Below are 2,259 nucleotides of genomic sequence, written 5' to 3'. Positions count from 1 at the left end.
GCCGGGGCGCCGGATCTCCGTCCCCACCGACACCAACACGAAGAGCTCCCGGCCCGGACGAATCCGAACTGGGAGCTCTTTCTGGTCTGGTCTGGTGTCCGAGGGGGGACTTGAACCCCCACGCCCGATAAAGGGCACTAGCACCTCAAGCTAGCGCGTCTGCCATTCCGCCACCCGGACGAGTGGTCGAACCTCGGCGTTTCCGCCGGGCGACACAGTGAACGATACCAGGGCTCGGGGGTGCTCTTCACCCACATATCCCATGGTCGGGGGCGCACCGGGGCGGGTGCGGCCGGGTCGGCGCGGCCCCGTACGCTCCTGCTCGGCGAGCAGGAGCGTACGGGGCCGCCGGCCCGGCTGCGCCGGCGGCTACGCCTTCGCCTTCGGGTCCTGCGAGATTCGGACCATGTTGCCCGAGGGGTCGCGGAACGCGCAGTCGCGCGGGCCCCAGGGCTGGTCCATGGGCTCCTGGAGCACCTCGGCGCCGGACGCCCGTACCGTCTCGAAGGTCGCGTCGACGTCGTCGGTGCGGAAGATGAGCTGACCCAGGACACCCTTGGTGAGCAGTTCCTGGAGGGCGTCGCCGTCGGCCTGGGAGCGGCCGGCGTGCGGTTCGGAGAGCACGATCTCAAGGCCCGGCTGGGTCGGGCTGCCGATGGTGACCCAGCGGTAGTCGCCCGATGAGACGTCGTTGCGCACCTCGAAACCGAGGGCGTCGCGGTAGAAGGCCAGCGACTCGTCGGGGTCGTTGACGGTGACGTGGCAGTACTGGAGTGCGATGGTCATACGGACAACGCTAGGCCGCCGTTTCGCCGCCCGCTTCTCGAATCCTGCTCGGTCCGTCCCTGGTCGGACGGGTACGTACCTTAGCCACGCACTCGGGCATCGCCGTGACCGCGCCGTGCTCGCGGAGGGCGTACGCGCTGGGCGACTCCCCCATGATCTCGGTGAACCGGGAGCTGAACGAGCCGAGCGACGTACAGCCCACCGCCATGCACGCGTCGGTCACGCTCGTACCCGCGCGCAGCAGGGCCATCGCCCGCTCGATGCGGCGGGTCATGAGATAGCTGTACGGCGTCTCGCCGTAGGCCGCGCGGAACTGCCTCGAGAAGTGCGCCGGTGACATCAGCGCGTGCTGCGCCATCGTGGGCACGTCCAGCGGACGCGCGTACTCGCGGTCGATCAGGTCCCGGGCCCTACGCAGGTGAGCGAGGTTGGCGAGATCGTTCGGGTCCATGCGTACGAGGATAGAGCCTGCCCCGAGCTGGAGGAATGGGGAGGAATCGGCTGAGGAGGGGTCCGGGCGACCTCAGCCGATTCCGGTTCAGGGATTGAGCGGCCCCGGGGTCACGGCATCAGGTGGTAGTCCGGGAAGTTGCCCGGCGGGCGCTCCCCCGGCGGGCCGGTGGTGACGGCCTTGACCAGCAGTTCGCCGCCGACGAAGGCGCCACGCCAGGAGTGTCCGAAGCCGCCGAACAGCTCGTCGCGGTCGCCGCGCGAGCGCGGCCGGCCGTGACCGACCTTGAACGCGCGGATCTGGGGTGCCAGCCGCGCGTACGTCGCCGGGTCGTCGGTCGCCAGCGTCGCGACGAGCGCGCCGTTGGAGGCGTTCATCGCGGCGAGGAGTTCCGCCTCGGTATCGACCAGGACGATCGTGTCGACCGGGCCGAACGGCTCCGCGTGGTGCAGCGGGGAGGACGGGGGCGGGTTCAGCAGAGTGACCGGCGCGAGGTACGCGGAGGTGTCCTGGCCGGGCAGGAAGCGCCCGTCCGCGAGCGAACCGTGGTGGACGGGGACCGCGCCGCGGTCGATGGCCTCGGCCACCTGGTCGTCCAGTTCCTTGGCCTTGGCCGCGTTGATGAGGGGGCCGAAGTCCAGCTCGGGCAGCGGGTCGTCGGGGTGCTCGACGGCCAGGGGGTGGCCGAGGCGGATGGAACGCACGGCGGGCAGATAGGCCGCGAGGAAGTCCGCGAAGAGCGAGCGCTGGACGACGAAGCGGGGGTAGGCGGTGCACCGCTGCTTGCCGTAGTCGAAGAGCTTGGGGATGACGTCGGTCAGGGCGTCCCAGTCGGTGTGGTTCCAGACGCCCCAGGTGTTGAGTCCCTCCTGTTCGAGGATGTGGCGCTTGCCGTGGTCGGCGACGGTGGTGGCGATCCGGGCGCCGGTGTCGCGACCGCCGACGAAGGAGACGCAGCCGATCTCCGGGGAGCGGACGAGCGCCTCGGAGAGTTCGCCGCCGCTGCCGCTGACCAGGGTGAT

3 protein-coding genes and 1 tRNA gene are annotated in these 2,259 nt (G+C 70.4%); all 4 read right to left on the bottom strand.

Translation table 11 applies throughout. The features are described from left to right. Positions 1-92: 92 nt before the first annotated feature. A tRNA-Leu gene (locus BHU15_RS12145) sits at positions 93-180 on the bottom strand. A 189-nt stretch (positions 181-369) separates the two neighbouring features. Beyond that, positions 370-786, bottom strand: coding sequence for a VOC family protein (locus BHU15_RS12140; RefSeq protein ID WP_069627207.1), 417 nt, complete (start codon positions 784-786; stop codon positions 370-372). Positions 787-796: 10 nt separating this feature from the next. Then, entirely contained in the window at positions 797-1,237 is a 441-nt protein-coding gene (locus BHU15_RS12135) for a helix-turn-helix transcriptional regulator (protein WP_069627206.1), read from the bottom strand. Between the two features lie 110 nt (positions 1,238-1,347). Next, the coding region (locus tag BHU15_RS12130; RefSeq protein ID WP_141726808.1) for an aldehyde dehydrogenase family protein at positions 1,348-2,259 on the bottom strand (912 nt) is incomplete at its 5' end.

This window comes from Streptomyces niveus, from assembly GCF_001723055.1.
GTDB classification, from domain to species: Bacteria; Actinomycetota; Actinomycetes; order Streptomycetales; family Streptomycetaceae; genus Streptomyces; species Streptomyces niveus.
Note: the sequence above shows the minus strand (reverse complement) of the source record. Positions and strands in the feature narration are given on the sequence as shown.